Source organism: Clostridium psychrophilum, from assembly GCF_018861705.1.
Classification (GTDB): domain Bacteria; phylum Bacillota; class Clostridia; order Clostridiales; family Clostridiaceae; genus Clostridium_AD; species Clostridium_AD psychrophilum.
The window spans coordinates 31,571-58,542 of sequence record NZ_JAHLEC010000010.1 but is presented as its reverse complement, the minus strand read 5'-3'; the positions used below and the strand labels follow the sequence as shown (position 1 = coordinate 58,542).

Below are 26,972 nucleotides of genomic sequence, written 5' to 3'. Positions count from 1 at the left end.
TTTTAATTAAATAACCAGCCTACGGCTTTTTAAAATAGTGTATAAAAAGCCTTTTTGTCATACCTGCTATTATTTCACTTATAGTATTACATCCAAATAAATACTTTTGTTCCTCAAATATGGAATTGTTAATTATTGTTTTCCGAGTACACTCTTATCTATATGTTTTATTATACCTTATTGATAATTAATATTCAATTAAGGGAAATTATAGTTTAACCCTTAAGTATGGCTTAAAAAATATTTACTAATACAATCACTTTTAGAGTATTGATATTTACATTGATAATATCCATTAATGTCATAATATTAAAAATGTTGGACATAATTACATATATAATAGATGAAAACAATTGTAAGCTACGTTTTTAATAATTATAAATAGGATAAACAATGGAAAATTAAATATGTAAAAAATGGTTGGTAACTATAATAAGACTCGACAGGAGTGTGTAATAATGGATTTAACAAATAATGAAAAATTACAATTAATAAACAGTATTGAAATTTTAAGTTGTGCTACTACTTCTAAAGAAATGGCATTCGCTTATACAATGGATAATGAAAAAAATCGAGAGATTCTTTGTAAATCAGGTATGACAGAAGAAGAAATAAATTATCAATGTTATAGAGGTTGTGGAGTTCTAGATTTAATTAATATTGGGTTCAAATATGCTCAATGTTTCAGTAAAAATAAAGGATTTTATAATGAAATAGTGAAAATTCAATAGTAAAAAATATTAAAGTCATCAGATAAACTGATGACTTTAATAACTTATTTCTATAATATTAATTTATGATTTTTTCACTCTTTTTATTGTCATTAATTTATATCCTATCAAACCTACTATTACAATTACCACTGCAATGTCTGCATAATGAAACCATGGTCGTATTATAATCCAATTCTCTCCCATATAATAACCAGTAAAACCAAGTAAAGTACTCCAAATTAATGAGCCAAAAAAAGTATACAATGTGAACTTTTTAAAATCCATATTGCTTATTCCTGCTGGTAGTGAAATAAAAGTCCTTACGATAGGTAATAGCCTTGAATAAAAAACAATTTTTTCTCCATATTTACTAAAATATTTATCACTTTTATCCAAACTTGATTTTGATAAATGCAAAAAAGATGAATATTTCTCAACTAGTAGTCTTCCACCTAATTTTCCTAAATAATAAGCTAAAATCGAACCAAATGTTCCTCCAAGTGTTCCTATAAGTATTGTTGGAATTATGCTCAGCCTTCCTGTATAGCTTAAATAACCCCCAAAAGGAAGTATTGCCTCACTAGGTATTGGAATACATGCGCTTTCAAACATCATAAATATAAAAACTCCAAAATATCCCAATTTATCCATAACAATAATTACCATATTAATTATACTTTCTACCATATTTTCCTCCCTTTAATTCAAAAAACTTGCCGCTATTATAAACTTTCCGATACCAATGGTTTTACAGACAATAAGCACATTATACCATAATAATTTTCGGAATTCTTTTCTAAAACGAAAATTGACTTATTACATATAAACTCTGCAATTACATTACAAATAACCCATTGTTTCTTTTTATTATCTATAATTTATCTGTTTTTATATTTTATATTGTGACAGTTACTAATGTCAATTAGGTGTCAATATAATATTTTTTTTATTAATTTTTTATAAATTCATAAACATATACGCTATATAGCTTTATTAATAAATTTTTATAGCATATAAAAAAGCCTTGAATTACCTTATGGTATTTCAAGGCTTTTAAAAACTATGTAATTTTATTATGTTTAATTTTTAATCCGCTGCATAGAAGAATTATTTAGATTTTTTTTTACTTGAATATGCATTAGTTTTCTTTTCTACCATGAAAACATAATACCCATCTATCTCGGTTATTTTCACCCCACCAAAGATTGAAATCAACTTATTCTTATACCAGTCTTTTCTTTTAGTAACCATATACATTTTCCCACCAATTACTAATCTATTAAATCCTTTTTCAATAAATTCCTTTGGAACAGAAAAATCTACATGGTATGGAGGATTTGAAATAATTAAAGTAAAGTCTTTTTCATTAATGTTCTTAAATCCATCACTTTGATATAATTTAACCTCTTCAACATCATTAAGAACAATATTTTTTCTTGCTAATATTACTGCTTTATCATCTATATCGGTCATTACTACATTGGCTGCTCCTACTATTTTTGCAGATAATATTCCAACTATACCATAACCGCAACCCAAGTCTAATACCTTATCGTCATGCTTAAATTCAACAACTGACAACATTGATAAAGTACCTTTATCAACGTTTTGAGGAGAAAAGACCTCCGCTGATGTGTTCAATTTCAAATCAATGTTTTTTATATTTACATTTAACATAATTATATTCCTCCAAAGTTATCGTTAAATCATCTCCTCTAGGGAGCTACATTAACGACTTCAGAAGGAGATTTAAACTCCCACTGAAGTTTTATTTTTGCTAAGGTAGTTATCCTCTGAGTAAGTCTCTGGGGGTAGATAACAATTCTCAATTGTTATCCTCCCATTTATAGAAGTGGGAGACTTTCCTTCTGAAATGTCGTTAAGATAAAAATTGTTACTCTCTACCATACGATTGCATAATAGTTTATAAATAAATTATAACATTCTTTCTGCACTTGAAACGTGACTCTTTTGAAGATTAAAACATTATTAACATACTTACTAGAAAAAGCAAAAATAATGATGTATATTTAATACATAACAAATATTATATAACAACGGAGGTATTATTTTGAAAAAATCACATCATATAAAATTCAATAAAAAGATAATAATCAGAAATTTATTATTACTATTTATTTGTGTAAGCTTGTCATTAATTGCTGTTAAAATTATTTCATCATTCAAGAAACCTAATGAAGCTAATAATACCGCTAAAGTTCTAACGCCTGCTACTTCTAATGTAAAAAAAATAAATACAGAGGTATTGCTATCTGCACTAGGTGACTGTACTATAGGCACTGATAGTAAATTTAGTTATGCTAGTAGTCTTCCAGCTATGGCACAGCAATCAAGCAATGGGTTTGGATATTATTTTAAAAATGTACGTAGAATTTTAAGTAAAGATGATGTTACAATTGCCAATTTAGAAACAACCTTTACAAATTCTAATGACAAAGCGGATAAACAGTTTAATTTCAAAGCCGACAGTGATTATGCTAAAAGTTTAACTCTTGGTTCTATCGAAGGTGTAAATATTTCTAATAATCATATATATGATTATAAACAAAAGGGATTTGTTGATACAAAAAATGCCCTAAAGAAAGAAAAAGTTAATTACTTTGGTGAAGGTTCAAAGTGGACTACCAAGATAAAAGGACAATCCATTGGCTTTTTAGGTTATCGAGGTTGGTCTTTAGATAAAAGTTTTCTTGATAAATTAAAAAGAGATATAGCCCAATTAAAAAAGACTAACTCAGTTGTAATTATAAATTTTCACTGGGGAGCTGAAGGCGCGTATTACCCTGTAGATGCGCAAAAAAAGCTTGCACACTTTGCTATAGATAATGGTGCAGATATAATACTGGGGCATCATCCTCATGTAATTGAAGGAATAGAACAATATAAGAATAAAATTATCGCCTATAGTTTAGGAAATTTTTGCTTTGGTGGAAATCCTAATCCAAATGATAAAACAACCTTTATTTTTCAGAGTAATTTAAAGTTTGTAAATAATAATTTAACTTCTATTGGTGTACGAGTTATTCCTTGTAGTATATCTTCAGTAAATTATACTAATGATTATTGCCCAACTCCTTTTATTGGTAATGCTAAGATAAATTTATTAAGTAAATTAAATAAACTCTCAGGCAGTTCAGGCTTTAAACTAAGTGATAAGTTTTTTTATATAAATACTAATATTAATTAGTATTTATATATTGAGATGTTAATCTTTGGATTCATTTAAGTTTTCCAAATGAATATTTTTGAGATTTTAGATATTCAATAACTTTTGGTAATGCTTGGACAGTCGTTTCCTTGTTAGAAGCATCATGCATCAGAACAACTACATGCTCTTTCCCTTTAGTGTATTTTTTAAGATTATCTAATAATTTATCTACTGAAATATTTTGTCCTTCTGCATCACCCGTTATATCATTCCAATCAACATAATTGTATCCATCACTTTTAAGTGTCTCTCTAAAAGATTCAAGTTTTTTACCAAATGATCCACCTGGAAATCTTACCAACTTAGTTTTAAAATTATTGCCAAGTATTAATTTCAAAACTATATTACATTTATTAATATCTGTTATAAAATTTCTAGTATCAGAGTAAAGATATTTATAATTATGCGAATATGTATGATTTCCTATAGATTGCTTATCCGCAAATTCCTTTCTTACCAAATCAGGATATGCTATTGCATTACTACCAACTATAAAAAAGGTTGCTTTTACATTATATTCATCTAAAATCTTTAAAATTAAGGAAGTATTGTTAGGAGAAGGTCCATCATCAAAAGTGAGATAAGCTATTTTATTCCCATCAGCCCTGTAAATATGTTTATAAACATCTGTATATGATAAGTTTATATTTGTTTTGGGGGATTTAACTAAACTTTTTTTTAATTCCGTTTTTACATTACTAGAACGAATATCTTTTGTTTTACTATCAATATAGAATATTAAGCATGAAAGAATAACCATAATCACCATTGCTAAAATAATCCATTTTTTATTTTCGATTATTTTTTTCTTTCTCTTTTCTATTTTCATCATTATTATCACCAATCATTTCATTGTTTTATTTTACCTTTAAGTATATGTTTTATATTCTATTTAAAGAATAGAAATCCACAATTAAAAAAAGTCTCAAATTACCTTCCGGCATTCAAGACTTTTCTTCTTTCATACATTTATTTCTTATTCTTTTGATTTCAAAAATACAGCAAAACTATAATTATAATATTATAAAAAAAGAACTGCATCACTGCAATTCTATTATTTACATTTTTAGGTGATTTTAAAAAATATTCAAATAATATACTAGTAAAAAATATATTAGACTCTTTTTTTACTTTCTCTGCTATTGATTTATTATAATTTTCTCTTTAATTTCTGAATTGCTGTAATTATACCCTTCTACTAATTTTATCCCCTTAGAATCTATATGGATCTTATTCCCATAAATTGCTGTTACACTATTATTATATTTATTGCTACGAATTCCGTCTTTTACAAAGACTTCTCTTTCTTCATATTTTATAAGACCTAGTGTTTTTAATTTTTTTAAATAAAAAGCAAATTCTTGTTTCTTCTTTTTTGGTTCGTCCTCTTCTAATTTGTAATTTTCAATTTCAAACGGCATATCTGGCATCATATCTGCATCATAAATGTCAATTAGCATCTCACTTTCCAATGTGTTTAATTCCATGTTTCTCCTTCTCTCTTTTTATTTAGGTTATCCTTATAATATTTTTTTAATTTTATTATACAATTCCCCATTTATAATTTTTTATATTTTGTTATTCATAAAAAACACCTTAGTATCTTAATATTTATTAATCTGTGGCTTATGAAACCCATTACTCGCTGCTACCATATATTAGTAGTATATTGTTAATATTCTACATTTATTCCAAAATACCTTTTATTTATTTAATATATTTTATGTTTTATTAATTATTTTTCATCTGTCTTTTTTAATCTACTTCATGGATTATAGAAATTTCTTTTTATTGTTTATTAACCTCTATTTTATAAATTTATATCACAAGTCCCAAACTTTTTAATGTAAAAATTAAAATTGTTAAAGTAAATGCTGATAATAAAGTAGTTACTACAATTATACTAGAAGTTAGAACATCGTCGTTATTCATATTTTTTGCCATAACATAACAGCTTACTGTAGTCGGAGAACCTAGCATAATGACCAACGCTATAAGCTTTTGATCTCGAAATCCTAGAAATGCTGCTAGTGGCAGAAATATGGCCCCTTGAAGTATTAATTTAATAAAACTAGCTACTAAAGTAGGCTTTATTTTTGCCAATGCTTTTTTCCCTTCAAATCCAGCACCAATTGTCACTAATGCTAGAGGTGTAGCCATAACAGCAAAATTCTGTATTGTTTTATCTACTATTTTAGGAAGATTAATATTTAATAAAGATGATAACATTCCTAATATAATTCCAATAATAATAGGATTTTTTATAATGTTAATGAATGCTTTTTTTATGTTTTCCTTTCCATTTTTATTGTTATCTCCTTCAAATGTGAGTACAATAACGGAATATATATTATATAGAGGAACTGCTCCTATAATCATTAATGGTGCCATTCCAGAATCGCCATAAATATTTTTAATAAAAGCAATTCCTAGTATTGCCGCACTTCCACGAAAGGATGCTTGGACAAAAGCACCTATCATTGAAGGATCTTTCATGATTTTTTTGCTAAATAACCAAATTATCCAAAAACAAATACTTGTAACTACTGCACAAAACAATATATATTTTCCATCAAAATTTTTAATTATATTAGTTGATGCTATATCAGTAAATAATAATATGGGTAGAGTTACCTTAAAATTAAATTTATTTGCTACTTCTACAAAATTATCATTCAACATTCCTATCTGTTTTAGAATATAACCTATTACAATTACAAAAAATACTGGAAGTGTAGCATTTAAACTATATATCAAACTTTCCATTTTCTACTTCTCACCTTTCTGTTAATAAATATTCATTGCTAATTTTAAAAAAACTAATATAAAAAAGCCATACTGAAGTATCGCTTTTTTATTGTTTTTATTATTAAATTATTTCCAAAGGTTTACCAAGCTCAACATTTTTAACTATACTTGCAAATAGTCTACATTAAGTAGGTAGTTTTATGGTAAACCTCATCAGTTTGGTGTTTTTGTCTTCTATTATAACTTCTTCTTCCTTTTTTAGCAGGTTTAATTCCTATCCCTCTTCCAATTTCTGAAGTTGTAAATTTTCTGCAATTTAATTGTAATGCATTCATGTCTATTGTCATTGATTTACTTTTTTTCATTTTCATGTTTTTTACCTCCAATAAATTATTTATATATTCATCATACTATAATGATACAGCTAAGTAAATATTAAAAAAACTATTTTAATATATATAAATATAGAGTAAACGCAATTTTATAATCATAAATTTTGTAATGTGGTTTATAGACCATCATTTGTGGTAATATAGACTCATAAGAGGTGTAAATATGAGCCGAATTAGAATTTTTACAGGTCATTTTGGAAGTGGAAAAACAGAGGTTGCTCTTAACTATGCAATAACTCTTGCAAAACTAGGAAAAAAAGTAGCTCTAGTCGATATTGATATAGTAAATCCTTATTTTTGCTCTAGAAACATGAAGGATAAACTAGAGAATCTAGGGATTAAACTTATATCCTCAAGTGCAAGTCTCATGAATGCGGAACTAATGGTAATACCATCGAATGTTTACGGCGTGTTTAATGACAAAAGTTATGACGTAGTAATGGATATAGGTGGAGATGATCAAGGTTCACTTGTACTTGGACAATATAATGAATATTTAAAACAAGAATCTTATGATATGTATTTTGTTGTGAATAATAACAGACCATTTACTTCAAATAAAATAGAAACAATCACTTGCCTACAATCAATTGAAAGAGCATCCAGACTTAACGTTACGTATCTTATCTCAAACACTAATTTATCGTATGAAACAAATGCTGAAGACATTATAAAAGGTGATAAAATAGTTTCAGAGGTTTCACTTCAACTTAAAATTCCATATAAATATATTATTTGTACAAAGGACTTGGCTAGCATTATTAAAAACAAAGTACACGCTAAGATATATCCTATTGACATATATATGAAGCCGCCCTGGATGGAATAAAAATCAATAACTCAATATTAAAAGCTTAATATATTTGTATATATTTTAATTGTTAGGAATATCATGTAATCGTTTTAATAAATCTAAGGGGTGATTTAAATGGCAAGAGTAACATTTAGAGAAGATAGATGTAAAGGTTGTAAACAATGCATTAGTGTATGTCCAAAAAACATTATTACAATGTCCAATAAGTTAAATGTTAAAGGTCATCATCCCGCAACAGTAACTGAGGATAAAATGAAAGATTGTATAGGTTGTGCATCATGTGCAAGAATGTGTCCTGATTGTGTAATTACAGTTGAAAAATAAGAAGGGGGAATTATCATGGGTAAAAAAGTTTTAATTAAGGGTAATGAAGCAATTGGAGAAGCAGCCATTAGGGCGAATTGTATAGCTTTTTTCGGTTACCCAATTACCCCTCAGACTGAAGTTGCTGCATTTATGTCAAGGATGATGCCTAAACTAGGTAGAGTTTTTCTGCAAGCCGAAAGTGAAGTAGCAGCAATAAACATGGTATATGGCGCAGCAGGAAGTGGAGTACGATGTATGACCTCCTCAAGTAGTCCTGGAATAAGTCTAATGTCTGAAGGCATTTCATATATAGCAGCAGCAGAACTTCCTTGCGTTATAGTAAATATTGTTCGTGGAGGTCCCGGGCTTGGAAGCATACAACCAGCTCAATCAGATTACTTCCAAGCAACACGTGGCGGTGGTCATGGTGACTATAATATGCCTGTACTTGCACCAGCGTCAATTCAGGAAATGGTAGATTTAGTTCAAGATGCTTTCGACATAGCAGATATATATAGAAATCCTGTTATGGTTATGGGTGATGGAATGCTTGGTCAAATGATGGAACCAGTCGAATTTAAAGATAGGGTGAAAAAAGTGCTTCCATTAAAGGATTGGGCAGCTAATGGGCTTAATGGACGTAAAACTCATAATATAATAAATTCATTATTTTTAGATCCTGATATATTAGAACAACATAACATTCATCTTCAATCAAAGTATGCACAAATAACAAAAAATGAGGTTAGATACGAAATGGTCAACTGTGAGGAAAACTGTGATCTTATATTGGTTGCATATGGGACAACTTCAAGAATATGCAAAAACGTAGTTAAATCTGCAGCAAAAGAAGGATTAATGGTTGGATTAATAAGACCTATAACTTTATGGCCATATCCAATTGAAGCCTTTGAAAAAACAATAGATAAAACTAAATATGGTTATTTATCTGTAGAAATGAGCTGTGGACAAATGGTTGAAGATGTAAGACTTGCAGTAAATGGTAGGAAACCTGTAGCATTCTATGGAAGATCAGGTGGAGTAGTTCCGCATCCTACTGATATATTAAATAAAGTAAAAGAAATCATAGGAGGCGCAAAATAATGGCTATAGTATATGAAACTCCAAAAGCCCTACTCGATGTACCAACTCACTATTGTCCCGGATGCACACACGGCATAATCCATAAATTAGTTGCAGAAGTTATTGATGAATTAGGAATTTTGGATAAAACAATAGCAGTTGCACCTGTTGGATGCTCAGTTCTTATGTATAACTATTTTGCATGTGATGTATTTGAGGCTGCACATGGAAGAGCCCCAGCAACAGCAACTGGTATTAAAAGAACAAATCCTGATAAAGTAGTTTTTACTTATCAAGGTGATGGTGATCTTGCAGCTATTGGTATGGCAGAGATAGTTCATGCAGCAACAAGAGGTGAGAACTTAACTTCAATATTTGTTAACAACTGCATATACGGAATGACTGGTGGTCAAATGGCTCCAACAACTCTACCAGGTCAAGTAACTGAAACCACTCCATATGGACGAGATGTGAAATTAGCTGGTTACCCTATTAGAGTATCAGAATTAATATCAACACTTACTGGAGCATGTTATGTTGAAAGAGTATCTGTTGATACAATTCCCAATTTGTTAAAAGCTAAGAAAGCAATAAAAAAAGCATTTGAAAACCAGATTGCTGGTTTAGGTTTCTCGATGATCGAAGTATTATCAATTTGCCCAACAAATTGGGGATTGTCACCTCAAGAATCGATGAAGTGGCTTAGAGATAATATGATCCCATACTATCCTCTTGGTGTTAAAAAAAATACAACTGAGGAGGTTAAATAAGATGATATCACAAGAAATAATATTTGCTGGTTTTGGTGGACAGGGTATTCTCTCAATGGGAAAATTTCTTGCATTCGCTGGTATGGATTCTAATTTGAACGTTTCATGGCTACCATCATACGGTCCAGAAATGAGAGGTGGAACTGCAAATTGCTCAGTCATACTAACAGATGAAGAAATTGGATCTCCAGTTTTAACAAGAGCAAGTACATTAGTTGCAATGAACAGGCCATCGCTCGAAAAATTCATAGATTTTATTAATCCTAATGGTCTTCTAATTATTGATTCAGATCATATAACTTATACTCCAGATAGAAAAGACATTACTATTTACAAAATACCAGCTAAAACTATTGCCGAAGAAATTGGAAACGAAACTATTGCCAATATGGTACTTTTAGGTGCTCTAGTAAAAAAAACAGGCATTGTTTCAATGGAAGCTTTACTTGCCTCACTTAAAGTTCATGGGAAAGAAAAGTTCTATGAGTCCAATAAATTGGCACTTGAAAGAGGTGCACAATATATTAAATAAAAATATAGGGAATATGGATTATAATATCCATATTCCCTATTCATAACTTCATCTAACTTTCTCTACATCCTCATATTCTACACCCATAGCTCTGTTTGCATAATTTCTCTGTTTATTTATTGAAATGATTAATAAAAATACCTATGTTAAGTACTAACATAGGTATTAATCCGCATTTCTATTTTATCTTACTTAAATTCAGTTGTAATACTTTTTACTGTGCTATTATAATCATCACTATCTACAAGATCAGTGTCTCTAAGTAGCTCTATATGTAGTATTTTACCATTAGTAAAAGTAATAGTACCTTCAGATGTAGATACCTCTATATTAGCAACTTGCACACCGCCTTCAATTTGATAAACATTATCTGAGATTTCATCACTCTTTTCAGTTGATACTGAAATATATCTATCTTCACCTATGTTTCCGTCTATTAATAGATAAATTATTCCAAGTTCACATTTAACCGCAACATAATTTTCATTATTAACATATGCCTCCAGACAATTGCCAAAACCCTCTATTTTAAATTCTTTTAGGTTATGTTTATGTATTGTAACAAGCTTTTCACTTTTATATACTTTTCTTGTTAAACTGTGATTAAATAGGTATTTAAATATAACTATCTCCTTTGATGATAAATCCCTGCTTATCATTTTTTGTATATTTTCAATTTCTTTTTTTAAATCTTCATTACTTGATATATCGACTTTGAACTGTTCTTTGGTGTCTGTTGAATATTTTTCCTTACATTCTTTAATATGGTTGTCTACCAAATTCTCTAATAAAGCATTCAGAGCACCATTAAAATCATTCGCTAATAATATCATTTCCATTTTACAAAACTCCTCTTATAATTTATTTCATAGTAATGTTACTATGAAGTTAATAAAATTAATGCAACATAGCATATAAAATTATTTATCACTCTTTCTCTTTTTACATCTTACAAATTCATGTTTTAATTTTAATTTTTTAATCAACCTCTTATCTCACTTGCCACTATATTTCTTAACTTCACATTTTAGACATAATTCATTCTACTTTAATATTTTTGCAACTATTTATAAATCACTCCAATATCATTGGATTGTTTGAGATAAAGTTTTGTTATAAAATGCATCTTCTATTATACCATTATTATTTTATATAACTTTATCCGACACAATATTTATTTTATCGAAGATAATTTAATTGAATATCTATTCTAATTATCTACAATAGCATCTTTATTACTGCCAAAAAACATCTGCTCCCATAATCCTTCTTCTTCAAATACTTTTTTCTCACCATTTTCTTCAACTGTTAACTTGACATCACCAATACATCTTATATAAGTAGGATTGAATCCCAAAACCTTAGCTATACCAATTTTTATTGGAGAATTTCCTACTCTATCAAGCATATTGAAAGCTAAGATATCATATTTTCTTTTAAATTCTATTTGAAAATTCGTTACATCGTCCACTTTATGAATAAACATTAAATTATTATCAAAGAATTTTTTGCTTATAGGGTGATATTTAGTATTTAATCTTTTAATTATTGTTTTTTCTTCATTGTCATCCAATATAATTCCATCTTTAGCTATCATCATAACTGGCAATCTAGCATAGCCATATTTCTTTTCCGTAATAATATCACAGGCTATTATTGTATAAGGGCCGACATTTACACGACACCAATACCAATGATTCATGAGTTTTCTCATATGGGTATTCCCCCAGTTATGGTCATGATATCCACCACCGGTTAACTCAAATGTTTCTCCACAAGCTTTTAAAGTAGCTCTAACATCGGCAGAGGGTTGTGGAACAATCCATGCAAAATAATATTCCTGATTTTTGCCATAATACCAATGCCCTGTTCCCGGTCGCCACATTGGTAATTTAGGCTTCATTGTGCAAGTATATTCAACATCATCATCTATGAAATGTATTAAATAATTTCCTTTTAAATATTTAATGCTGCTTTGAGCAATTTTTACATCACATTGATCCCTTGAAGCCCGGATTTTTTGTCCCTTCTCTTCAGAAATATGTTTTAATACTTTTTTCCCATTAGGAAACGTTATCTCAAGTGATGCTGTTGGATTTGCAAGACCTCTTACATCAAATCCATTTTTGGTATAAAATATAACAACTACTTTAGTACCATCTGAGTATTTAGCATCAAAATACCACCATTCGTATGTGCCTCTACCACCATCACTTCTCATTCCATCTTCCCATACCGCTGTTTCTTTATTAATACCTAATTGCTTATAATCACTAATACCTTTTGCCAAAACGGCTTTTTTGTTCATAGTTTACCTACCTTATATTTTATAATAAATATTACAAACTTAATTTAAATTGTGACACAAAAAACACCATAAAATTCAATTTTGAATAATATGGTATTTAAATTTTTTATCCACTTTCAATATTTTTATTAAAACATTCTACGTTTTGAAAAGTTTATTTTTCTATGAATTTCACCAATTCTTCGTTGAATTTATCACGCTGGTCATAAAATGACGCATGACCGCTATATTTAAATGGTATAAGTCTTGAATTTTTAATACCTTGCTTTTGTACTTCAGCTAGTGGGAATGGAACAACTTTGTCATGAATACCATGAATAATTAAAGTTGGGACATTTATTGCGGCTAAATCTGAAAACAGTACTTCATTTATCCAAGTATTTGCAGTGGCTGCAGTTGCCCACCCTGCTGCCTGTAATCCCAACTGAAAGAACCAATTAGAAAATGGTTCAGTTATATGCTGAAAGAAAAATATATTGCCGAAATCGCTAAGCATTTTAGGACGATCAGTATATGTTCCCTGAATAATTTTAATTACTTCTTCTTTTTCTAGTCCAATTGGAAAATTGGGGCGCTTAATAAGACTAGGAGCTGCTGCTGCAAAAAGAGCAAGTTTAGATACGCCTCGTCCTTGATGCCGAGCCATGTATCGAATAGCTATAGCTCCCCCAGTTGAATGACCTGCCAGTGTAATATCATGCAATTTTAGTGCATCAATTACGCCTCTAACATCGTCTGATAATCTATTATAGTCATAGCCTGTGAATGGTTTATCAGATTCACCAAATCCTCTCTGGTCTATTCCAATACACCTATATCCCATCTTCGGAAGCTGATTAAACTGATACTCAAATAACTTATGACTTCCAGGCCAACCGTGAAGAAACAAAATTGTCTTATTACCCTCAGGATTAAGATCCTCTACATAAATTTTTACATTAGGTTCTACTTTAATATAATATTCCATTTATAACCTCCATTAATTCAATAGATATTATAATATGTTATTCATTTAAAGCTAAATTTGTGAAGGATTGAGCTGAGTCTTAAATACCGTACTATTCAGTTTTCAAAGAACATCATTAGTGATTTCAGACTTTTTTTATTTTGATTACTTATTACTTTATATATATTATTGTTTTGTAAATCATTGGGAATTAATTATTATGAAATTATCGTTTTCTAAATAATGGGGCCCCGATGATTTATGATTTTTATATTTATAAAAGAAGCTTTACAAAATTCAGGAACTTCACTATCAAATTACAAGGAATAAGTTTTTAATTTAAGTGGCTTATTATTATGTTCTTTTATTTTAAGCTTGTCTAACTCTATTATACTATAGATTTTTACAATATATCTTTATTTTAACTATAATAGTTCTTTATTTTATGAATATTGCTCTTTTATGTGCTATATCAAAAGAGACAATCAAGTTGATTGTCTCTTTTGATATAGCGTAAAAATTAGTAACAACTTTGATTTATTTGAAGTCAATGTTTCCCTAATTCTTTACCTTCATAATGTATAGCTACTATAAATTATCAAGTTTCGTCAGGTCTAATAACATGGTTTCATTTTATAATGCAGCCTTAAATATGTTTAAAACATCATTACTGTCTATAGGTTTTAAACTACCTATCTTTCCAAATCTTACTGATTTCTTTGCCATCTCTTCTAATTTATCTTCACCGATTCCAACTTCACTAAGCTTTGTAGGAATTCCAAGTAACACAAAATATTCTCTAGTTTTATCGATCGCAGCATTTGCAATGGCATACTTGTCTGTTCCTTTTTCAATATCCCATACATTTACTCCAAATTCAACAAATTTATCTACAGTACTATCATCCAAAATATATTTCATCCAATGTGGAGTTAAAATTGCAAGGCCTACTCCGTGAGTAATATCATAATAGGCACTTAGCTCATGTTCCATAGGATGAGCAACCCAGTTTTTGTCTTTTCCAAAACTTAATAGACCATTTATTGCAAGACTTGAAGCCCACATTAAATTTGATCTTGCTTCATAATCTTTTGGTTCATCCATAGCTTTTTTACCATACTTTATACAAGTTTTAAGAATTGCCTCAGCCATTCTATCTTGCAAAAAAGCTTCCTTTGTACTACTAAAATATGCTTCAAATGTGTGACTCATTATATCTGCTGTACCCGATGCAGTTTGCTTTTGTGGTACTGAAAAAGTGTAAGTAGGATCTAATATTGAAAATTTTGGTGCCATATCAGGATGCCCAGTTCCAAGTTTTTCATTTATATCAATATCTGTAATAACTGCAAAAGTATCCATTTCAGATCCAGTTGCTGCTAAGGTTAATACGGTTGCAATTGGAAGTACTCTATAAATTTTGCTTGGATCTTTAACTATATCCCAAGCATCTCCTTCATAATAGTATGCTGCTGCTATAACTTTTGAGCAATCAATAGAGCTTCCTCCACCAACAGCAAGTACTAGATCTATTTTATTTTTTCTACAAATTTCTACACCTTTTCTTACAGTTGTTATTCTTGGATTTGGTTCTACACCTGAAAGTTCCCAAAATTCAATTGAATTTTTCTTTAATTTATCAATTATATCAGAATAAATACCATTTTTCTTTATGCTTCCTCCACCATATACAAGGAGTACCTTTGAACCATATTCTTTTATTTCTCTAGGTAAAACACTAATCTTACCTTTACCAAAAAATATTTTAGTTGGAATTGAATAATCGAAATTCAACATAAAATCACCTCATAATTTATTATTAATATTATCTTGTTATCATTAATTTTATAGATACACATATTTATAAATATAATAAAATTTACAGATTTAAACTGCATAAGTTTAAAAGGATTAAATATTTTGCTCTTTTTATATTTTCCCCTCTTATTGCTTTTCAAACCACTTCTTCATTATAACATGTAACTGCTGTAACAACATGCCTATACTATTTTTTATTATTCTCTTAGGGCTTGTCCTGCTGCTAATCATTTTCTTTAAACTTGGTTTTCTTAGTACAATTTTCATTATAGTCCTCTCCTAAAATATATCTTTAATTTTTTACGTAAGCTATTCCCATTATAAGAATAATAATGAGAAGCTCATTTATAGATTTCTATATTTTATAGATGATTAAATGCATAATATCCAAACAAATACTACTTATTCTCAGCACTACGCTAACAATCATAATTTAACCCTTAATCATACCAATTACTTAGCATATATTACCGATAGTTCATTTTCTAACTACATCATCATATTATAGCTATAAGCAAAATTCAAGAAATTCACTATTAATCTTCTAGCTCAAAATATTTATAATACAATCTTATTTGTACTTCATCAGCAAATTTATTATCAATATTATACTTAAGTTTTTCACCTAAGATTGGCTTTGCTTTATCTAGTACTATATTTAAATATTTATCATTTCTCATTACATTCATCCAGTTATAATTATCAATTGATATCTTTTTATAATCAAATTCATAAGGATCTATTATAAAATCTAAAACATCATAATATCCCTTATACTTTTTGAAATTTTCTATATTTACACCCTTGTGCAATAAATATAATACGACTATATTCTGTAAGATAGTATTTAATTTATCTGGGAAAGTTACACCTATCGCATTTTATTAAGTTTTTCATTAACATATATATTAATCTGATCAATAATTTTAGTTTCTATAACTTTATCATATTTTATTATATTAAAAAATAAAAGGCTTATAAGTTTTTCAACATCAATACTTTCTATATTATTCATTATGGTATTTTCCGCATTTATTTTTTGTTCCTCGTTCATTAAATCACACAATATTAAAATATGTTCTACTTTACAATCACTTATTATTGAATCAATTTTTGTTTTATATATATCGCAAGAAAATAACTTTACAACTATCCATAATAATCTCCCCCATAATCAAACTCCTATAATATTATTCTTCTTTTATCCTTATGATTAGTACCAATTCCGTACCGAGGTTCATAGCCATCAACCTAGGAATTGAAACATATTCCAAATAGGTTAAACTCATTTTTTTCCTTGAATTCTTTAGATTTGTATAAGATACTTTTAATTTGTATAATAGGTATTGTAATAATTATAGTAGCAATTTGTTGGTTGCTACTTATAAAGAAGCTTCCTAAAAAAGCATTAATGGTGAAACTATATATAAATTTATAATTACCTTTAGTATTTTTATATTGTATATTGCTTTTAACATGTTTACTTAGTAATAAATGGACACCGAGTTTTACAAATGAAAAGTGGAATAAATGTGAATACATAAGAAAATACTCTATGAATAATTTTAACCATAAGTATAAGATTGTTGTATTATTAATCTAATTATAAAGATAGGAGATGTTGTAAATGAAAAAAGCTGTTACGTTATTAATGCTATTAAATTTGATAAGTTATATAAGTAACTTTGCATTTGCATTTATATCTGCTTACGATAAGGTTGCTTTAAAAAGTAATCTAATAATACAAATGATTTGGATATTGTCTCCATTTGTATTTTTGACGGTTACATCATTTATTTTAGCAACTGATAACAAAGAAGAATATAAAATATTTAAAACAAAAGCAATAATTGATTGGATTATAAGGCTTTTATCATGTTGCCTTGTGTTCCAAGAGTTTAATTTTAAATTTTTATCAAATAGGTATATATTACAACAGGTGGTACTTTCTTCATTCTTAATTTTTAATATATATTTAGAATTTAAAATGTATAAAAAAGCTCGAAAATATGTACCAATTAAAAAAGAAAATATGGAAACTAAAAAAATATCCGAAAAAGAAAAACATAATATTAGAGAAATGGGTGAATCATCAACTCTTGGAGTGATCTCGTTCTTTGTATTTTCAGGTCTTATAATATCTATATCGGAAACAAGTAAAATGTATACTGGATTTGCAAAGTTTTTTACTATTTTTATCTTTTTATGTGCGTTTATATTGTTTTTAGTGGCTAACTATAAAAAGTGTAATTTATTTTATCTAAACAAATCTGTAGCAAAAAGGATTTTTATTAGAGACTCAGTATACGCAGGTGTTTGATTTATATTAAATATTATAGCTGCACTTGGATTCTTTGGTGTAGATACATTGGTTCAATCTGCAAATACATTTTTAATCTTTTTATTGCTATATCCAACAATACGTACTGATAGAAAAATAGGACTTAGATATACAGAAGTTAAGAATATTATAGGAGAAAATTTCGATTTATATTTTAATTGTAAAGAAAAATAGTTATAAGAAGCCTTTTTAGTTATAGAAATAAAACATAAATGTTTTTTCATTGTATTAGATCAACATGTCACTTGCAACATTGGTGGAACCTATCCCATAAAGAAGTTTTTGTACATGCGGATGCTTTTGATGCTTTATTGGGTTATTATTTTTTTGATTACAATGGGGTCGTGTCAGCAGACCAATAAATGTAAACTGTCTATAAAACATTATAGCCATGCTAAATGTTATTTTATTAAGCCAGCCTTAATTATTTTTAGGAAACTGTCCAGACCCCAAAGTTCATACCGGAACTTAACTGCTATTTTGCAATAAACCTGCATCTAGGAAAATTCCCACATCCTTTAAATGGACCATACCTTCCATTTCATAATACTAATTTTTCTCCACATTTAGGACAAAACCACTATTAACCTTGATATTTTTTTCAGCTAATGTATTGTGAATTGCTTTTATATGATTGAGATTCAAGATATATTTAATCAGTATGGTGATGAGTATAGAAGAAATCATAAGCTACCGTTACATATTTTAAAAACTATGATAGATATTGAAGCTTGTAGAACAGCAGAGCTTGGTGGTCATGTAGACGAATGTGATGAATGTGGGCACGTCAGGGTTTCTTATAATTCCTGTAGGAACAGGCATTGTCCTAAATGCCAAACTTTAGCCAAGGAACGATGGCTTGAAAAAAGAAAAGAGGATTTATTACTGGAATTGAGGAATTAACAGAAAAACACATATTTCAAAGCTTTATAGGTAAGTTATATAAAAAAGAATGGGTTGTATACTGCAAACCCCCTTTAGGGATTGCAGAGCACGTACTTGAGTACCTTGGTAGATACTCTCATCGAGTAGCTATATCTAATCATAGGATTGTGAATTTAGAAAATGGATATGTAACATTTAAGTGGAGAGATTACAAAGATCATAATAAAGAAAAATTTATGACTCTTACTGTAGACGAATTTATGAGAAGATTTTTCATGCATGTTTTACCAAGAAAATTTGTTGAAATCAGGTACTATGGTATATTAAGCAATAGAAACAGGTCAACTAAGCTTCAAAAATGCAAAGAACTTACAGATGCAGTACAAAGTAAAAGTGAAAATTCAAATGATAATTTAAGTGCAGCGGAGCTTCTTCTTAAGCTGACAGGAATAGATATAAATATCTGTTCTTGCTGTGGAAAAGGTAAAATGATTACAAAAGAGAAGTTGGATCGCCAAAACTATTCTCCACAAGGAGAAACAAATAAAATAGCATAAAGTCTTTATTTAGGGGAGGGTGAAAATGCGTCTATTTTTACAAAACAATCAAAATTAATGAGGATTATAGATACATTAATGGAAATTATAATAACGGTATTGAATTTAAAGCAAATTTCAGAAAGAGGTGAAAGATTGAATCGCCATAGCAGTGCTAACGCGGCTTCGTTCAATAGTTCGTTTCACGACATTAAATAGACCCCTATAACTAGTCTATACCCTCATTGTTACTTTAACCTATGCAATTTTATACTGTTTTGACTGCATAAAAGGTGTATAATTGAGAAAATCTACCCCTTTTATTCATGCTCCATATTCCTTAATATTATAATAATATATTTATTTCTCTTACCTATATTATCTACATTACCCTTAGACATAGATACCTGAAACAATAACATTGTTTCAGGTATGATCTAATTAAACACTTGGTAATTATAAATTATACTTCCTTTGAATACATTGGTGATGGATTTGGAGCAAGTATAACATAACATGACATATCTTTATCACTCGTATTTGTTAAGCTGAAAACTTCAGTACCCTTGCAGTGTATAATATCTCCTTGAGTAATTTTATGATTTATGCCGTCTACACCCATATCCCCTTGACCTACAAGCACATGAATTATAAGATCACTTTGTTCGTGGTTATGAGCCGGAACTCCTTGACCTGGTTTAAAGTTTAAAACAAAGTTTAGAACCCTATCTTCTTTGAAGATAATTCTTTTAGTAAATTTTCCCTCATTATACACGATTTTATCAGATATTTTTTCTATTTTCATAATATTCCTCCTTTATATTTAATGATAGTGTTAACACTATCCATTAAAAAGGAGAGGATTATTAATGACAAATGAAAAATTAACACCAGAGGAACTATCCAAAATAGAAAAAGATAAACTTGAGAAAGCAAAAAAAGACGCGAATTTTGTACCACCGTCATTCAATTCAGAGTTTGATATATTTGGACCTTTGAATTGTGATAAAGAACTTTAAACTATGTAAAAAGCAATCTCTATATCTTAATATTATTTGAGGTAAGGTGATTGCTTTTTTCTTAAAATCAAAATAATCTTGAAACAATCTTATAACCAGCTTCATTTATTGGTAACTAGCCTATATCATCTCATTCCTCCGCATTAGCCTTAGTACTAGTTAAAATGCCCATCATATTCTTTCATGCCATATTTAGAAAAATTTTTATCAATACCATTTCTCTTTTTATCTAGTAATTTACTTGAGAATACCGGAAATAGTATGTCGCTTTTATAAATCTTATTTATATCATCATAAGAAATTAACAATTTAAAGTCTCTTTCTATTGCTTCCTTAACCTCAAAACCATAATTGAATTCAAATTGTCCGTTTTTTGATAATTGTCCAACAATATATTATCTTATTGTTTTAGGCTTTTTCCATACTAAATAAATATAATCTTTTCCTTTCCTAGTAGACATACTTTTCCTCCTCTCTTTAAAATATATCATTCATTAATTTTACTTTTGCTAATAAAAATTTTTTTATTAGTTTTTTCCTTTTATCGCTTATCAAATCTTCTGAATAAGTAAACATAATATTATCTAACCAAAAGGTTTGAATTGTTGAATTTACACGGTTTTTCGACAAGTTTTTTGCAAGAAAATTGATACTAAATCTTAAATGATATATAATAATAATTAGTTATAATGTTTTCATTTGATAATTTTTCATAGGTAGGTGTAAAAATGATCATGTATGATGGTAAAAAATATGTCTGTAATATTGATCTTGGAATGGAATTAATTCGTGGCAAATGGAAGGCAGTAATATTATGCCATTTAAATGATGGTCCAAAAAGGTTTTTAGAACTTCAAAGAATAACTGGTGATATTAGTCAAAAAGTTCTTAATGAAAAATTGCAAGAACTCCAGCATCATGGCCTAATTAGAAAAATAGTTTATCCGCAGGTTCCACCTAAAGTAGAATATCTATTAACTGAAATTGGGAAAGACCTTTTTCCAGCATTAGAAATGATTCAAAATTGGTCAATAAAGTATTTTCCTAATAAAGATTAATTATTGCAGTTAGAAACTGTATTAAATCATCTCCTGAGGAGCTGTAACATCTCTGAAAGAGCTGCCTAACCACTTCAGAAGGAAATTAAACTCCCACTAAAATTTTATTCTTACAAGGGTAGTTAACTTCCGCTTATAGAAGTGGGAGACCTTCCTTCTGAAATGTCGTTAAAATAAGATAGCTTTTCCCCTTACTAGGAAAAGCTATCTTTTATTATAAATCTATTTTTTAATTTCAGTAATTATTTTATTTGCATTTAGCGTTTATTTTTATAACTTAAGAGGAGATGTAATTATTGGAATTTTCAAGTACCAAATTAGCTAAAATTATTGTTGAGAGAACTATGAACGTTGTTAGTTATAATATTATTATAACTAACACATTAGGCATTATTATAGCATCAGGAGATACCGACAGAATTGGATCTATACATGCGGAAGCAATAATATCACTTAAAAGAAAATCAGAATTTAATGTTAGTGAAAATCAAAGTAAAAAGTTAAGTGGAGTATATTCAGGAACCAACCAAGTTATTGAGTTTCAAAATAGAATTATTGGAGTAATCGGTATTACAGGGAGACCTAAAGATGTTTTAGGTTATGGCAAATTAATTAAAATGACAGCAGAAATGATGATTGAGCAAGAACATTTACTAATGGAATCAGAAAGTAGCAAGAAAATGAAGCAAGAGATTATGCTAGCACTTATATATAATAAACAAGATTCTCTTATTTTGTTAAATAAATACATTAAAAAATTTGAAATTCCATACTATCATCCTATGATTATTTCCATAATTGAAGTGAATTTTAAAGATGATTCAAACAGAGGTGATTTAAAAGTATTAAATGCAATAATAAATCTATTAGAAGGTACATTTATGGAATCTCTAGCAGTAATAATTGATTCAAAGACCATTGTGGTATTACATAAATGCATACATATTAATAATGCAATTGAAGATTATAGTGAAAAAGTAAAAGAAATTAACAAGAAGATATGCAATCATATAGGCATTACTGTAAAAATATCCACAGGAAAAATATATGATAAGTTAAATGATATGTATAAATCTTTTAATATAGCTAAAGATACACTTTTATTTGGTAAAAAGATATACCCTAATGATGATAATGCTTATATTTTTGATTCACTAAAGTGTATGATGTTGTTTTCTCAAAAGAGTGGTAAATGGAAAATTAACGAATTAGAAGACATCTACCAACAAATAGCATTAAATGATAAAGATGGTGTATTAAGAGAAACTTTGAAAGTTTTAATAGAAGAAAATGGAGAACTTAACAATGTTTCAAGTAGGTTATTCATTCATAGAAACACTATTCGATATCGCTTAAATAATATTCACAAGATAACAAATAGAAATCCTAGAAACTACATTGACCTATTTTGGCTTTATAGTGCTATGATTAATTTTTAACCGACGTTATTAGAAACGAATGTAAACCCTAAGTTTGTGGCATACTAATTATACATATTATATAAAGTAACTAAATTGAAAGTTGTTTTTAAAATTAGACATATAAGTAAACGAAAGTTTCCAATTAACTTAAAACATTAATTTATAATATAGAGGGGAAGGTATTAATTATGCAAAGAACAAAAATGATTTTCACAATTGGTCCTGCTAGCGACAGCAAAGAGATATTGACAAAACTTATTAATATAGGAATGAATGTTACTAGGCTTAATTTTTCACATGGTACACATGAGGATCACAAAATAAAAATGGATATTATAAAAGATCTTAGAAAAAAGCTTAATAAATCTGTTGCTATAATGCTTGATATTAAAGGTCCTAAAATTAGAACTCACAATTTTGATAAGGATAAGGTCTTAATTGATAAAGGACAAAAATTCACCTTTAGTTGTGGTAAAGAAATACTCGGAAATAAAGATAGATGTTCTATTTCTTATGAAGGTCTTTGCAATGATCTTAAGGCAAATGGTACAATTCTTGTAGATGATGGTCTTCTAGAATTTAAAATCAATTCGATTGAAGGCACTGAGATAAATTGTACGGCCTTAAATTCTGGTTATATAGGAAATCATAAGGGAGTTAATGTTCCTAACGTATCTATTGGTCTTCCTGCAGTAACGGACAAAGACAAATTAGATTTAATATTTGGCTGTGAACAAGGGGTCGATATCGTAGCCGCTTCTTTCATAAGAAAAGTTGGCGATGTGTTAGATGTTAGAAAGATACTTAATGCAAATGGTGGCGAGCATATCCAGATAATATCAAAAATTGAAACACAAGAAGGCGTAGATAACATAGATGCTATAATCGAAGCCTCTGATGGTATTATGGTTGCTAGAGGTGATATGGGGGTTGAAATACCAATTCAAAAGGTTCCTACAGTTCAAAAAATGATAATACATAAATGTAATAATGTTGGTAAGCCTGTTATAACTGCAACTCAGATGTTAGATTCTATGATTAGAAATCCAAGACCTACTAGAGCTGAAGCTTCAGACATAGCCAATGCTATTTTTGATGGTACTGATGCAATCATGCTTAGTGGTGAAAGTGCTAACGGTGACTATCCATTGGAAGCAGCTTTAACTATGTCTAACATAGCAATTGAAGCAGAATCAAATATTGATTTTAAAGCCGCTTTAAATAAAAGAAAACATGTATCACTTAACAATATATCAAATGCTATAAGTCTTGCTACATGTACCACAGCAGATGAATTAAATGTATCTGCAATAATAACAGCAACTCAAAGTGGTCATACGGCTAGAATGGTATCAAAATACAGACCAAGATGTCCAATCATCGCTGTTACACCAAGAGAGCGAGTTGCAAGAAGTTTATCCATTAATTTTGGCGTGCAATCTATAGTTTCAATAGAATTAACTTCTACAGATGAATTAGTAGAAGATGCAGTGGATAAATGCTTGAATGCGGGATATATAAAAAAAGATGATATTGTCATAATTGCAGCAGGGATACCTGTTGGGGAGTCTGGTACTACTAATACAATGAAAATACAAAAAGTTTAAAAGCTTATAATATGAATTTTATCTTCTAAATTTAAAGTGATATAAAAAAAGATAAAAATGCTTCATAAATTCTTAAGTATATTAAAGATTTATGAAGTATTTTTTATTCTTATCAAAAAACTCAGAACAAACTAAGGTTTATATTATATTTCAAAAAATCATTTAAATATTTCGAGAACTACCTTCCACAAAAGAGGATATAAAAGAACAGCAAGAATTCCTGAAATAGCCATAGTTATGCCACTCATTGCTCCCTCAATTTCCCCTATTTCCATAGATCTTGCTGTTCCTAATGCATGGGCGGATGCTCCCATAGCAATTCCTAAAGCAACCTTATCTTTAATTCTGAAAACTTTATGTGAAAATGGTCCAACAATAGATCCTATAATTCCTGTCATTATAATAGCTACAACTGTAATTGATGAAAATCCACCTAACTGCTTAGAAAGTGCTATCCCTATAGGTGTAGTTATTGATTTAGGTATTAAAGACTCCGTAAGCTCATTAGTTAATCCAAATAATTTTGAAAAAAATACTACACATATAAAACCCGAAATGGCCCCACTAAGAATTCCTATGAGTATAGAAACTGCATTTTTTTTAAATAGATCAAATTTTTTATACATTGGAAGTGCTAATGCTACCGTAGCAGGGAATAAGAAAAACGAAATTATTTGACCACCATTATTATAGTTTGCATATGTAATATCAAATTTTTCGAGAAAAAATATCAAGATAATAATTGCTATTAATAGTGGATTAAATATTGAAAGCTTTCCCTTTTTCTTTATGTAAATTCCAATTTCATAAGCAATAAGAGATATTATTACACCAAAAATTGGTGAAGTAATTAAATCATTCATTTATTTGTCCCTTCCTTAAAACTTTTTCCTATTTAACCATGTAATCTCTTGTCAAACTCAAATCATTATTTACACCTTTAGCAAATAATATCTGATGAACATTAATATTACCGCAATTAAATGATGCAGCACAGGAATTTAGGTATAACCTCCACATTCTAATAAATGTTTCGTCTTTAGTCTTTTCTACTATAGGTAAGACATTTTCATAATTTTCAGCCCAATGTTCGAGTGTCTTTCCATAATGTCTCCTAAGGCTTTCTATGTCTATTAATTCAAGTTCTAGTTCTGCTATATCTGTGATAATATTTTTGATTGCAGGCACATGTCCACCTGGAAAAATGTATTTATCTATCCATGTATTGTTTCCTCCTTCATTTACTGCTGTTATGCAATGAAGTAAAGAAAGGCCTTTATCCTTTAACAAGTCATTTACTATATGAAAATATTCTGGTAAATTTTCTAGTCCTACGTGTTCAAGCATTCCCACACTAACAATTCTATCAAAACTTACATTCTTTATTTCTCTGTAATCTTGAAGTTTAACTTCTACTAAATCTTCTAATCCCGCAGCTTTTATTCTTTCATTAGCCTTTTGAAGTTGTTCTAAACTTAGAGTAACTCCAATAGCCTTTACCTTATATTGTTTTGCTGCCTTAATTATAAGTTCTCCCCATCCACATCCTATATCAAGTAAACTTTGTCCTTCTTTTAAGTTTAATTTTGTTAATATATGATTTATTTTATTGCTTTGAGCTTGTTTTAAAGAATCTGTATTATTCTTAAAATATCCACAAGAATAATTCATAGAATCATCTAACCACAATTTGTAGAAATCATTTCCAATATCATAATGAAACTGTATATTATTCTTACATCTTTTTATACTGGTTTTAAACTTTTTTATAAGTTTTTCATATTTTTCACTTTTATTTAGAAAGCTCTCTTTGTTATTGTATATTGACTCCACAACAAATTGTAGATTGCCTTTTATTTCTAATTTTTTTGTCATATATGCTTCTCCAAAGGTTATAGACGGATCATTTATAATGTCACCCTTTGATATTGGTTCATTGAAAATAATTTGAAATTTGCTCTCACCTTCACCGAACTTTTCTACACTCCCATCCCAGAACCTAATTGTAAATGGATCAGAAAATAGCTCTTTTAATAAAGTTTTATAAAACAATTTATCACCGATCAAAATTTATCACTCCTTAATTAAATATTAAATATAACTTATATAAATGCTAGACGTCTTATTCTCTTTGGCGTAAGAATAAAAAAAACGTTTTAAAGCATAGGTTTATTATTATGCTTTTTTACATTATAAACAATATCTAATTGCACAAACAATAACCGCTAATTTTGTTTACATGCACATTTGTATTTTATTAACACATACCATTCATTATCATATTAGTTTTGTACTATACCTGTACTTTTTAAGAATGTTTGCTTTTCTAAATTAAGCAATACTGTTATATTTAAATCAGAAAAAAATCAAACCACTTCATTTCTGAAATGGTTTGATTTTTTATATTTATATATGCACATTACCCAATTTTATTATGAAAAATTCA

The 26,972-nt window shown here is 28.7% G+C and carries 31 protein-coding genes and 1 pseudogene; 15 read left to right on the top strand and 17 right to left on the bottom strand.

Annotation, left to right across the window (positions count from 1 at the left end):
- The first annotated feature begins 458 nt into the window (after window positions 1–458).
- Complete coding sequence (locus KPL38_RS04065) at window positions 459–731, top strand: hypothetical protein (RefSeq protein WP_216287402.1); 273 nt, start codon at window positions 459–461, stop codon at window positions 729–731.
- A gap of 63 nt (window positions 732–794) precedes the next feature.
- Here KPL38_RS04065 and KPL38_RS04060 read toward each other — a convergent pair whose 3' ends face one another.
- Both KPL38_RS04060 and KPL38_RS04055 read right to left on the bottom strand, forming a co-directional pair.
- Complete coding sequence (locus KPL38_RS04060; RefSeq protein ID WP_216287400.1) at window positions 795–1,400, bottom strand: DedA family protein; 606 nt, start codon at window positions 1,398–1,400, stop codon at window positions 795–797.
- Window positions 1,401–1,820: 420 nt separating this feature from the next.
- Window positions 1,821–2,390, bottom strand: coding sequence for a class I SAM-dependent methyltransferase (locus tag KPL38_RS04055; protein WP_216287398.1), 570 nt, complete (start codon window positions 2,388–2,390; stop codon window positions 1,821–1,823).
- A 394-nt stretch (window positions 2,391–2,784) separates the two neighbouring features.
- Here KPL38_RS04055 and KPL38_RS04050 point away from each other — a divergent pair, with 394 nt between their 5' ends.
- Window positions 2,785–3,921 (top strand): CapA family protein, encoded by a 1,137-nt coding sequence (locus KPL38_RS04050; RefSeq protein ID WP_216287396.1) that lies wholly within the window; start codon window positions 2,785–2,787, stop codon window positions 3,919–3,921.
- A 31-nt stretch (window positions 3,922–3,952) separates the two neighbouring features.
- On the opposite strand, the gene KPL38_RS04045 is transcribed toward KPL38_RS04050, so the two are convergent.
- The 4 genes from KPL38_RS04045 to KPL38_RS04030 form a co-directional block, all read right to left on the bottom strand.
- Window positions 3,953–4,771, bottom strand: coding sequence for a polysaccharide deacetylase family protein (locus KPL38_RS04045; protein WP_216287394.1), 819 nt, complete (start codon window positions 4,769–4,771; stop codon window positions 3,953–3,955).
- A gap of 310 nt (window positions 4,772–5,081) precedes the next feature.
- The gene (locus tag KPL38_RS04040; protein ID WP_216287392.1) at window positions 5,082–5,429 is read right to left on the bottom strand and encodes a hypothetical protein; all 348 of its coding nucleotides are present in this window, start codon (window positions 5,427–5,429) and stop codon (window positions 5,082–5,084) included.
- Between the two features lie 331 nt (window positions 5,430–5,760).
- The gene (locus KPL38_RS04035) at window positions 5,761–6,708 is read right to left on the bottom strand and encodes an AEC family transporter (RefSeq protein WP_216287390.1); all 948 of its coding nucleotides are present in this window, start codon (window positions 6,706–6,708) and stop codon (window positions 5,761–5,763) included.
- A gap of 161 nt (window positions 6,709–6,869) precedes the next feature.
- Window positions 6,870–7,061: a hypothetical protein gene (locus KPL38_RS04030; protein ID WP_246577802.1), complete on the bottom strand. Its 192-nt coding sequence runs from the start codon at window positions 7,059–7,061 to the stop codon at window positions 6,870–6,872.
- A 184-nt stretch (window positions 7,062–7,245) separates the two neighbouring features.
- Between KPL38_RS04030 and KPL38_RS04025 the strand changes: the two genes are divergently transcribed.
- From KPL38_RS04025 to KPL38_RS04005, 5 genes are all read left to right on the top strand, one after another.
- Window positions 7,246–7,911 carry a nucleotide-binding protein gene (locus KPL38_RS04025; RefSeq protein ID WP_216287389.1) on the top strand — a complete coding sequence of 222 codons (666 nt, stop codon included), beginning with the start codon at window positions 7,246–7,248 and terminating at the stop codon, window positions 7,909–7,911.
- A 99-nt stretch (window positions 7,912–8,010) separates the two neighbouring features.
- A complete protein-coding gene (locus KPL38_RS04020) occupies window positions 8,011–8,220 on the top strand; it encodes a 4Fe-4S binding protein (RefSeq protein ID WP_216287387.1) in 210 nt (69 codons plus the stop codon).
- 15 nt (window positions 8,221–8,235) lie between these two features.
- Window positions 8,236–9,306 carry a 3-methyl-2-oxobutanoate dehydrogenase subunit VorB gene (locus KPL38_RS04015; protein ID WP_216287385.1) on the top strand — a complete coding sequence of 357 codons (1,071 nt, stop codon included), beginning with the start codon at window positions 8,236–8,238 and terminating at the stop codon, window positions 9,304–9,306.
- On the top strand, window positions 9,306–10,055 hold the full coding sequence (locus tag KPL38_RS04010) for a thiamine pyrophosphate-dependent enzyme (protein ID WP_216287376.1): 750 nt from the start codon (window positions 9,306–9,308) through the stop codon (window positions 10,053–10,055). The genes KPL38_RS04015 and KPL38_RS04010 overlap by 1 nt, the downstream gene beginning before the upstream one ends.
- A 1-nt stretch (window position 10,056) precedes the next feature.
- On the top strand, window positions 10,057–10,587 hold the full coding sequence (locus KPL38_RS04005; RefSeq protein WP_216287374.1) for a 2-oxoacid:ferredoxin oxidoreductase subunit gamma family protein: 531 nt from the start codon (window positions 10,057–10,059) through the stop codon (window positions 10,585–10,587).
- A gap of 188 nt (window positions 10,588–10,775) precedes the next feature.
- On the opposite strand, the gene KPL38_RS04000 is transcribed toward KPL38_RS04005, so the two are convergent.
- From KPL38_RS04000 to KPL38_RS03970, 7 genes are all read right to left on the bottom strand, one after another.
- Window positions 10,776–11,426, bottom strand: a complete 651-nt coding sequence (locus KPL38_RS04000; RefSeq protein WP_216287372.1) for a hypothetical protein — start codon at window positions 11,424–11,426, stop codon at window positions 10,776–10,778.
- A 371-nt stretch (window positions 11,427–11,797) separates the two neighbouring features.
- Window positions 11,798–12,895, bottom strand: coding sequence for a lipocalin-like domain-containing protein (locus KPL38_RS03995; protein ID WP_216287363.1), 1,098 nt, complete (start codon window positions 12,893–12,895; stop codon window positions 11,798–11,800).
- 154 nt (window positions 12,896–13,049) lie between these two features.
- Entirely contained in the window at window positions 13,050–13,862 is an 813-nt protein-coding gene (locus tag KPL38_RS03990) for an alpha/beta fold hydrolase (RefSeq protein WP_216287361.1), read from the bottom strand.
- A gap of 612 nt (window positions 13,863–14,474) precedes the next feature.
- Window positions 14,475–15,638, bottom strand: coding sequence for an iron-containing alcohol dehydrogenase (locus KPL38_RS03985; protein ID WP_216287359.1), 1,164 nt, complete (start codon window positions 15,636–15,638; stop codon window positions 14,475–14,477).
- A 147-nt stretch (window positions 15,639–15,785) separates the two neighbouring features.
- Window positions 15,786–15,926 (bottom strand): hypothetical protein, encoded by a 141-nt coding sequence (locus KPL38_RS03980; protein WP_216287357.1) that lies wholly within the window; start codon window positions 15,924–15,926, stop codon window positions 15,786–15,788.
- A 269-nt stretch (window positions 15,927–16,195) separates the two neighbouring features.
- Complete coding sequence (locus tag KPL38_RS03975) at window positions 16,196–16,471, bottom strand: hypothetical protein (protein WP_216287355.1); 276 nt, start codon at window positions 16,469–16,471, stop codon at window positions 16,196–16,198.
- Between the two features lie 59 nt (window positions 16,472–16,530).
- A complete protein-coding gene (locus KPL38_RS03970) occupies window positions 16,531–16,674 on the bottom strand; it encodes a hypothetical protein (RefSeq protein WP_216287347.1) in 144 nt (47 codons plus the stop codon).
- Window positions 16,675–17,286: 612 nt separating this feature from the next.
- Between KPL38_RS03970 and KPL38_RS03965 the strand changes: the two genes are divergently transcribed.
- The 4 genes and pseudogenes from KPL38_RS03965 to KPL38_RS03950 all read left to right on the top strand — a co-directional run bounded on the left by KPL38_RS03965 (window position 17,287) and on the right by KPL38_RS03950 (window position 19,640).
- On the top strand, window positions 17,287–17,979 hold the full coding sequence (locus tag KPL38_RS03965) for a hypothetical protein (RefSeq protein WP_216287345.1): 693 nt from the start codon (window positions 17,287–17,289) through the stop codon (window positions 17,977–17,979).
- 48 nt (window positions 17,980–18,027) lie between these two features.
- Complete coding sequence (locus KPL38_RS03960; protein WP_216287343.1) at window positions 18,028–18,174, top strand: hypothetical protein; 147 nt, start codon at window positions 18,028–18,030, stop codon at window positions 18,172–18,174.
- Window positions 18,175–18,630: 456 nt separating this feature from the next.
- Window positions 18,631–19,442: pseudogene (locus tag KPL38_RS03955) on the top strand (IS91 family transposase).
- Between the two features lie 57 nt (window positions 19,443–19,499).
- Window positions 19,500–19,640 (top strand): hypothetical protein, encoded by a 141-nt coding sequence (locus KPL38_RS03950; RefSeq protein WP_216287341.1) that lies wholly within the window; start codon window positions 19,500–19,502, stop codon window positions 19,638–19,640.
- Window positions 19,641–19,884: 244 nt separating this feature from the next.
- Here KPL38_RS03950 and KPL38_RS03945 read toward each other — a convergent pair whose 3' ends face one another.
- Entirely contained in the window at window positions 19,885–20,226 is a 342-nt protein-coding gene (locus tag KPL38_RS03945; RefSeq protein WP_216287339.1) for a cupin domain-containing protein, read from the bottom strand.
- A 64-nt stretch (window positions 20,227–20,290) separates the two neighbouring features.
- Between KPL38_RS03945 and KPL38_RS03940 the strand changes: the two genes are divergently transcribed.
- Window positions 20,291–20,440: a hypothetical protein gene (locus KPL38_RS03940; protein WP_216287331.1), complete on the top strand. Its 150-nt coding sequence runs from the start codon at window positions 20,291–20,293 to the stop codon at window positions 20,438–20,440.
- Between the two features lie 155 nt (window positions 20,441–20,595).
- Here KPL38_RS03940 and KPL38_RS03935 read toward each other — a convergent pair whose 3' ends face one another.
- Window positions 20,596–20,748: a hypothetical protein gene (locus KPL38_RS03935; protein ID WP_216287329.1), complete on the bottom strand. Its 153-nt coding sequence runs from the start codon at window positions 20,746–20,748 to the stop codon at window positions 20,596–20,598.
- 420 nt (window positions 20,749–21,168) lie between these two features.
- On the opposite strand from KPL38_RS03935, the gene KPL38_RS03930 reads away from it, so the two are divergent.
- From KPL38_RS03930 to pyk, 3 genes are all read left to right on the top strand, one after another.
- Complete coding sequence (locus KPL38_RS03930) at window positions 21,169–21,498, top strand: winged helix-turn-helix transcriptional regulator (RefSeq protein WP_216287327.1); 330 nt, start codon at window positions 21,169–21,171, stop codon at window positions 21,496–21,498.
- A gap of 296 nt (window positions 21,499–21,794) precedes the next feature.
- The gene (locus KPL38_RS03925) at window positions 21,795–22,937 is read left to right on the top strand and encodes a sugar diacid recognition domain-containing protein (protein WP_216287324.1); all 1,143 of its coding nucleotides are present in this window, start codon (window positions 21,795–21,797) and stop codon (window positions 22,935–22,937) included.
- A gap of 170 nt (window positions 22,938–23,107) precedes the next feature.
- Window positions 23,108–24,526 carry a pyruvate kinase gene (gene pyk / locus KPL38_RS03920; RefSeq protein ID WP_216287322.1) on the top strand — a complete coding sequence of 473 codons (1,419 nt, stop codon included), beginning with the start codon at window positions 23,108–23,110 and terminating at the stop codon, window positions 24,524–24,526.
- Window positions 24,527–24,684: 158 nt separating this feature from the next.
- Here pyk and KPL38_RS03915 read toward each other — a convergent pair whose 3' ends face one another.
- Window positions 24,685–25,389: an LrgB family protein gene (locus KPL38_RS03915; RefSeq protein WP_216287320.1), complete on the bottom strand. Its 705-nt coding sequence runs from the start codon at window positions 25,387–25,389 to the stop codon at window positions 24,685–24,687.
- A gap of 28 nt (window positions 25,390–25,417) precedes the next feature.
- Entirely contained in the window at window positions 25,418–26,593 is a 1,176-nt protein-coding gene (locus KPL38_RS03910) for an SAM-dependent methyltransferase (RefSeq protein WP_246577801.1), read from the bottom strand.
- Window positions 26,594–26,972 lie beyond the last annotated feature (379 nt).